An 8,045-nucleotide genomic window follows, 5' to 3' on the forward strand; every position below is an offset into this window, starting at 1 on the left:
GCGGTTTTTGCACTAACAGGGAAAATGGCCCTGGCAGACCGGAAAAATCAGATCGTCGCATCGCAAGGCTGTGCCCGGCGCCAGAACGGCCTGCCTCCGATGGCCCTCACATTCATTCCTCTGGCCGCATGAGAACAGCCGACCTTCCCTTTCTGGCCGAACACAGCGCGGATTTGGTGCTACTGATCGATGCCTTGCCGGGAACCGGCAGGGCAGAAATCCTCACGGCGATGCGCCGCAAACTGGGCGGACCGGACGGGGGTTGCCAATGCTCCATGTTGTCGACAGAGGATCCGCCCGTCGTGATATCCGTCACCCCGACGGTGATATGCGCCAGGGCCGACCAGGTGGCGAACCTGTCCGCGCTACGGGACATGGGTCACGTGCAGGAGATCGGCAACCGCGACCTGTTCCTAGGACCGGGACAGGATCCGCATTTCGCCAAAACCGGCGGCTGGCCCGCATTGTCCGACCACCTCGCCCAGGCGCCGCTGGATGACAGCGCACTGACAGAAAAAGCGCGTACCCTGTTGCGCCGAACCCCAAGGGCCCTTCGCGACATCGTGGCCCGGCTCTGCCGCGCCGAAGGCGGGTTTGACGACGCCGAACTGCCGGCGGAGCAGCGCAAGTTGTTGCATTGGCTGGACCCCCTCTCGGAATGTCGCGGCGGCACTTGGCGGATCCGAACGCCGGGACTGGCGGCAGTCCTGCGCGCGGCGACCGACGCGTGGTCCGCGGCAGCGCTTGCGGCACCACCCGCCCCCGGCGCCGCGAAAGCCGCGCGGATCGCGGCGCTGCTGCATGCCGGGGATCGCGCCGGGGCCCTCGATCTCCTGCACCGTGAAGGTGGTCAATATTTCATGCACTTGCACGGGATGGAGGCCGGGCGCCGGGTCGCGGATGCCTTCGGAGAGGATCCAGCGCCTGCGGTCATGGCCCTGCAGTTCATGATCGCCGTTAAATCCGGCGACATCGAACGGGCCGCCTATATCCTCTCGGGCTATGAAAACGGTGTGCTGCTCGACCTCGGGCGACGGATGCCGCGCGCCGGCGACGTGCCGGTGCCGCTGGCGTTCTGCCGGATCGAACTAGCGGTTTTTCGAGGCGAGGCACGGGGCTATCACATCACAGACGAGGCATCGGACCTGCTGGCCAGGACCGATCCGCGCGCGCACCTGATGCGGGGCGGCATCTACAACCTTCTGCTCGACCATCACATTCGCGGAGAACGCTTTGCCGCGGCCGAAGAGGCGGCCACGCGGGCGCTGGCGCATTACGAGGCGGCGGATGCGCCCTACCTGAGTTTCTTCATTCACCTGCACCGATCCATCATCAAGGTGCGCTCTGGAGAACCTGCCGCCGCGGCGCCGCACCTGCAGGCGGCGGAAAAGGCCCTTGCGAAAACGCCTTTTGAGATACCGCAGGACGCCCGTTTCCTGGCACTGATGCGCGCGGTCACCGCCTATGAGACGGGGGACGCGTTGCCGATGGTGGACTTTGCAGAATCCGCGTTCGAGGGGTTCGCCTACGGGGAGATCTGGCCCTCCATCGCCGCGCTGGCGCTGGCGCATGGCGCGGAGGCACTGCTTCAGGAGCGGGGGTTGCAAGCGGCGACTCATTATATCGACAGCTGGCGGGTGCCCGCCTGGCGCACGCGGAATTTCCAGGTGATGGTGGCCCAACGCAGGGTTGCCACGCTGCAAAGCGCGCGCCGTTGGCGCGAAGCTCGCCAGCAACTAGAAAGCATGGCATCGCGGATCGGGTTCCTCTGGATGGAAAGCTCCGGCGCCAATCTCGCCGATCTGCGCGCACCAGAGGACATCTCGCAAGCCCTCCTCTGGCTGCGCCAGCAAGTCTTCGAGACACCGCGCAACCCGGCCCTGAACGAGCGGCTGGCGGCCATGATGGACAGCACGCATGTTTCGACGCGACAAAGGCTGTGCCTGCGCATCTGGAAATCCTGGGTGGATCGCCGCCAGAACCGGCCCGGCCAGGCCAGACGCGGGCTGGCGGACCTGTTGCAGCTTTGCGCCAGCCGGAATTCCTTTGCGCCGGTTCTGGAAGAACGCGCGTTTGTGCTGCCCTTGCTGGAAGATTCGCGGGTCATGCAGCGCGAGATGATCGAGGCGCCCTTGCCGCGCAACCTGCGCCGTGGCGCTGTCATGGCGTTCGGAACCGGCCCCCTGTCACGGCAGGAATGGCGCGCATTGCTGCTGCTGGGGGAAGGCTGTTCGAACAAGGATATTGCCCGCGAGATGGCGGTCAGCCTGCCGACGGTGAAATTCCACCTCAAGAATCTGTTCAAAAAGCTTGGGGTCAGTGATCGCCGAGAGGCCGTGGAAGAAGCCCGACAGCGCGGAATGTTGTCCGAGTAGGACAAAACCTACCCCTTTTTTTACGAAACCTATCCCCAACCTCTATGGATCGACTGCGGGTGCAGGCGTCAAACTGATCCAAAGCTGGATGGGAGACCCCGCAACATGACTTCTGGATTTGCAGAGTTCTTACTTCGGCGCATCGTCGGCTTTGCCGGTGTGCTGCTGGTCCTGGCTCTGATGATTTTCATTCTCGCCCGGGTGGTCCCCGGCGACCCCGCGCGGATCGCCCTGGGACCGACGGCCAGCGCCGAACAACTGGCCGAGCTGCGCGAGGAAATGGGGCTGGATGATCCGCTGCCGCTGCAATTCGTGAATTTCCTTGGCGGGGCCATACGCGGGGATTTTGGCAATTCGCTGATCTCGGGCCGGCCCGTGGCCGAGGAAATCGCCGGACTGTTGCCCGCGACGCTTGAACTGGTGCTGGCCACCTTGATCATCATGCTGGCGCTTGGCCTGCCTCTGGGGATCCTGGCGGCGCGTTATCGAAACAGCTGGTTCGACGCCGTGCTGCGGATCGTCTCGCTTGCCGGTGTGACGATGCCAAGCTTTCTCTTCGCCATTCTGCTGCAACTCGGCGCCGCCTACTACCTGACGGACTGGCCTATTCTGGGGCGCATGTCGCGCGAGTTTTCCGATTTCTCCGGCGCGACCGGGCTCCTGACCCTTGACGGTCTTCTGGCCGGGCGCCTGGACATCACGCTGGACGCGCTGCGGCATCTCGCCTTCCCGGCCCTGGCGCTGTCGATGTCCGGAATCGGGCAGATCATGCGGATCACCCGGTCCGCCATGATCGAACACCAGCGCCGCGACCATGTGCAAACCCTGCGCAGCTTTGGCGTGCCGGGCCGCGTCGTGACCTTCCGCTACCTGCTGAAACTCTCGGCCATCGCACCGCTGACCATCATGGGCCTCGAATTCGCGTCGCTGATCGGCAACGCCTTTGTCGTCGAGATGGTCTTTTCCTGGGGTGGGTTCGCCTCTGCCGGGCTGGAGGCCGTGATGCAGAAAGACCTGAACGCCGTAATGGCGGTGGTGCTGGTATCGGGCTGCTTCTTCGTGGTGGCCAACCTGCTGATCGACATCCTGATCGGCCTGATCGACCCCCGCCTGCGCATGAAGGAGGCCCGCTGATGTCCGCAAGCTCCGAAGAAATCAAGGTGCTCTCCGCCCGCCGCATGGCCTGGATGCGGTTCAGCGCCAACCCCGTGGCGATCATGGGCGCGCTGATGGTCGCCTCGGTGATCCTGGCCGCCATCTTTGCCCCGATGATCGCCCCGTTCCCGGATCACGCCGGGGCCGTGATCGACTTTCGCAACAAGCACGCGGCCCCCGATGCCACCTATCTGCTGGGGGCCGACAAGGTCGGGCGCGACATCCTGAGCCGGGTGATCTTCGGCTTTCGCGTCTCGCTCTTGCTGGTGGCCGGTGTCCTGATCGTCGCGGTCCCGATCGGCGGCGGGTTGGGCCTGTTGGCCGGCTATTTCTCGGGCAAGATCGAGGCCGTGATCACCGGCTTCACCAACGTGATGCTGGCGATCCCGCCGCTGGTGATGGCCCTTGCGGTGGGCAACGTGCTGACGCCCAGCCTGACCAACGCAATGATCGCAATCGCGCTTTTGTGGTGGACCTGGCACGCGCGGCTTGTCTACCGGGTGTCGAAATCCGTGGCGGCCGAGGATTTCGTCGAGGCCGCGCGCCTGGCCGGGGCCTCGCACTGGCACATCCTGACGCGAGAGATCCTGCCCAACTGCATCGCGGTGATCTCGGTCAAGACGACGCTGGATGCGGCTTTCATCATCCTCTTCGGCGCCACGCTCTCCTTCCTTGGCCTGGGCGTGCAGCCGCCGACACCGGACCTCGGGACCATGGTCGCCGACGGGCGGCAGTTCCTGCCGGAACGCTGGTGGGGCGTGCTGGCGCCGGGCCTGGCCATTTTCTACGCAACGCTCGGGTTCAACCTGCTTGGCGACGGGCTGCGCGACATGTTCGACGTGGAGGTCTGAGACATGGATCTGCTTGAAATCCGCAACCTTGACCTCTCATTCACCAGCTACAAGCAAACCGCCCATGTCCTGAAGGATGTCTCGCTGAAGATCGCCGAAGGCCAGCGCGTGGCGCTGATCGGCGAGACCGGGTCAGGCAAGTCGGTGACCTCGAAGGCAGTTCTGAACACATTGCCTGGCAATGCCTCGGTCGACGCGGGCCAGATCCTCTGGCGCGGCGAGAACCTGCTGGACAAGACCGAGGGCCAGCGCGAGGCGCTGAAGGGCATCGAGATGTCGGTGGTGATGCAGGACCCGCTGTCCTCCTTCAACCCGGTCTTTACCATCGGGCGGCACCTCGAAGACGTGCTCTACTGGGCCGACCGCCGGTCCGGCCGCAAATCCACGAGCAAAGACAGGCGAGAGCGCATCGCGCAGACCCTGCTGAAGGTTCAGCTGGCCGACCCGGAACGGGTGATGCGCGCCTACCCGTCGCAGCTCTCTGGCGGGATGCGCCAGCGCGTTCTGATCGCCCTCGCCCTGATGAACAAACCGGCGCTGCTGATCGCGGATGAACCGGGCACCGCGCTGGACGTGACCACCCAGGACGAGATCCTGCGCCTGATCAACGAACTGGTCGCCGAAGAGGGCCTGTCGCTGCTGATGATCACCCACAACCTGGGCGTCGTCCGCATGACCGCCGATTATGTCTACGTCATGCGAAAGGGCGAGATCGTAGAACACGGGCCGCTGAACCAGATCTTCGACAACCCGCAGACCGACTATGCGCGGGAATTGATCGGGGCCATCCCGCCGCTCTATGGCGAGGGCGTCAAGGATCAGCCCGCCTCGTCCGAGCCGCCCATGCTGCAGCTCGAAAACGTCACCAAGACATTCACCGCCAAACATATCCTGCGGCCCGATCACGTCACCAGGGCGGTACAGGACGTCAGCCTCGACATTCGCAAGGGCGAGATATTCGGCCTTGCCGGCGAAAGCGGGTCCGGGAAAACGACTGTCGCGCGGATGCTGATGGGCATCATGCAGGCCAGCAGCGGGCGCATCACCATCGACGGCGTGCCGCTGGACGAGATGCAGGGCGGCCGCGTCGACCGCGCGCTGGCGCAGATCGTCTACCAGAATCCGGGCACCTCGCTGAACCCGAAACGCACGGTGGCGCAGACCCTGTCGGTGCCGCTGAGCTTCTCGGGTCTGGAAAAGCGCGCACACAGCCACCGCATGGAAGAACTGCTGGAGCTGGTCGGCCTGCCCCGACATTACCAGGCGCGCTACCCGCATGAATTGTCGGGCGGGCAGAAACAGCGCGTGGCGATTGCCCGGGCGCTGGCGGCCAATCCGCGACTGCTGGTTCTGGATGAACCGACCTCGGCGCTGGATGTCTCGGTTCAGAAGCGGGTGATCAAGCTGCTGGAGGACCTGCGCGGCGAACTGGGGCTGACCTATCTGTTCATCAGCCACGACCTCTCGCTGATGCGCAACTTCTGCTCGCGCATCGCCATCATGCTGCGCGGAGAACTGGTCGAACAGGGCACCCCGCGCGAGGTCTTTGCCGACCCGCAGCACCCCTATACCCGCGCGTTGATCGCGGCGATCCCGGTCATCACCGAAGCCGAGGAAGCCGCAAAGCCGCTGGTCACACCTGAAGAAAAGCAAAGGTTCCTCGTGTCCTCGGCGGCATGAGAGAAGAGGAGAAAACATGGTTTTGAGACTGGGAATCGACGTTGGCGGGACCAATACCGACGCTGTGATCCTGCGTGGCCGCGAGGTGCTGGCAGGGGTCAAGAGCGCCACCACCGAAGATGTCATGAGCGGCATTTCCAACGCGTTGGAAGCCGTGCTGGAAAAGGCGGGGGTCGCCCGCGAGGCAATCGACGTCACGATGATCGGCACCACGCATTTCACGAATGCCGTGGTCGAACGCAAGGGGCTGGACCAGGTTGCGGCCATCCGGCTGGGCCTCCCCGCGACCGCCTGCCTGCCGCCGATGGTGGACTGGCCCGAGGACCTTGTCGAAATGGTCGGCGGGCACCGCTACCTGCTGCGTGGCGGCTATGAATTCGACGGGCGCGAGATTGCCGCGCTCGATGAGGACGAACTGATCCGCATCGCCGGGGAGATCACCGAGAAGGGGATCAAGGCCGCGGCCATCTCCTCGGTGTTCTCGCCGGTGAACCGGGACATGGAGGAACGCGCCCGCGACATCCTGCAGGAACACTGCCCCGGCCTGCCGGTGGTCCTGTCCTGCGAGATCGGCCGCCTTGGACTTCTAGAGCGGGAAAGCGCGGCGATCATGAATGCCTCGCTTCTCAGCCTGTCGGACCGCACGGTAGAGGCCTTCGGCCGCGCGCTGTCCGAGGCAGGCCTGACCTGCCCCTTCTACGTCACCCAGAACGACGGGACATTGATGGCCGCGGACATGGTGCGCCGTTTCCCGGTGCTGACCTTTGCCTCCGGCCCCACCAACTCGATGCGCGGGGCGGCCTTCCTGACCGGCGTGAAAGAGGCCATTGTCATCGACATCGGCGGCACCACGACCGATGTCGGCTCGCTGCATCACGGCTTTCCGCGCCAGGCGGCCACCGTGGTCGACGTGGGCGGTGTGCGCACCAACTTCCGGATGCCCGATGTCTTTTCCATCGGGCTCGGCGGCGGCACGATGATTACCGGCGATGCCGATAACCTTCAGATCGGTCCGAAATCCGTCGGTTACCGTCTGCCGCAAGAGGCGCTGGTCTTTGGCGGCAAGACGCTGACCACCACCGACATCGCGGTACGGGCCGGCATGGCCGAGGTCGGCGATGCCGCCAAGGTTGCGGAAATCGACCCGGCACTGGTCGAGGCCGCAAAGGCGCAGATCGCGGAGATGCTGGAAATGGCCGTCGAACGCAGCCGTGTCAGCCCCGATCCGATCCCGGTCATCGCCGTCGGCGGTGGCTCGATCCTGGCGCCCGACCGGATCGGCGACCTGGAGGTCCTGCGGCCCGAGAACTTTGCCGTCGCCAATGCCGTCGGCGCAGCGATTGCCCAGATCTCCGGCGAGGTCGACCGGATCTATGCGCTCGAAGGCACGACCCGCGAGGAATGTCTTGCCAATGCCGAGCGCGAGGCAAGCGATGCCGCGATCTCTGCCGGCGCCAAGCCGGAAACCCTGATCGTGATCGAACGCGAGGACGTGCCGCTGGCCTACCTGCCCGGCAATGCCACCCGCATCCATCTCAAAGTCGTCGGTGAAATGGGAGAGAACCATGCGTGACTATCAAAGCCAATGCCGGGTCTTGACCGAAGAGGACATCGACGCGCTGGAGATCGGCTCGGGCATCCTGGGCACCGGCGGCGGCGGCAATCCCTACATCGGCAAACTGCGTGCCCGCCAGGCGATCCGCGAAGGCCACGAGCTGAAGATCCTGCCCATCGAGGCGCTTGAGGACGATGCCAGGATCGTCGCGCTTGGCGGCATCGGCGCGCCGCTGGTCTCCTTCGAGCGCCTCAAGGAAGGGCGCGAAGGCGTCCGTTGCCTGCGCGCGCTGGAGGAACGGCTCGGGTTCAAGGCGGACGCGATCGGCTGCGAGGAGATCGGCGGCCAGAATTCGATGGAACCGCTGATCACCGCCGCCTTTGCCGGGCTGCCTGTGGTCGACGGTGACGGCATGGGCCGCGCCTTTCC

6 protein-coding genes are annotated in these 8,045 nt (G+C 65.0%); all 6 read left to right on the plus strand.

Annotated elements, in window-relative coordinates:
- Positions 1-128 precede the first annotated feature (128 nt).
- The gene (locus tag PVW46_RS21325) at positions 129-2,375 is read left to right on the plus strand and encodes a helix-turn-helix transcriptional regulator (RefSeq protein ID WP_069208462.1); all 2,247 of its coding nucleotides are present in this window, start codon (positions 129-131) and stop codon (positions 2,373-2,375) included.
- Positions 2,376-2,480: 105 nt separating this feature from the next.
- Complete coding sequence (locus PVW46_RS21330; protein ID WP_069208463.1) at positions 2,481-3,509, plus strand: ABC transporter permease; 1,029 nt, start codon at positions 2,481-2,483, stop codon at positions 3,507-3,509.
- On the plus strand, positions 3,509-4,381 hold the full coding sequence (locus PVW46_RS21335; RefSeq protein ID WP_069208464.1) for an ABC transporter permease: 873 nt from the start codon (positions 3,509-3,511) through the stop codon (positions 4,379-4,381). Before PVW46_RS21330 ends, PVW46_RS21335 begins: the two co-directional genes overlap by 1 nt.
- A gap of 3 nt (positions 4,382-4,384) precedes the next feature.
- Positions 4,385-6,061, plus strand: coding sequence for a dipeptide ABC transporter ATP-binding protein (locus tag PVW46_RS21340; protein WP_069208465.1), 1,677 nt, complete (start codon positions 4,385-4,387; stop codon positions 6,059-6,061).
- 16 nt (positions 6,062-6,077) lie between these two features.
- A complete protein-coding gene (locus PVW46_RS21345) occupies positions 6,078-7,634 on the plus strand; it encodes a hydantoinase/oxoprolinase N-terminal domain-containing protein (RefSeq protein ID WP_069208466.1) in 1,557 nt (518 codons plus the stop codon).
- Positions 7,627-8,045, plus strand: a 419-nt coding sequence (locus PVW46_RS21350) for an S-methyl thiohydantoin desulfurase domain-containing protein (RefSeq protein ID WP_274577499.1), incomplete at its 3' end; no start/stop codon positions are given. The genes PVW46_RS21345 and PVW46_RS21350, both read left to right, overlap by 8 nt.

The organism is Mameliella sp. AT18, from assembly GCF_028807275.1.
Classification (GTDB): domain Bacteria; phylum Pseudomonadota; class Alphaproteobacteria; order Rhodobacterales; family Rhodobacteraceae; genus Antarctobacter; species Antarctobacter albus.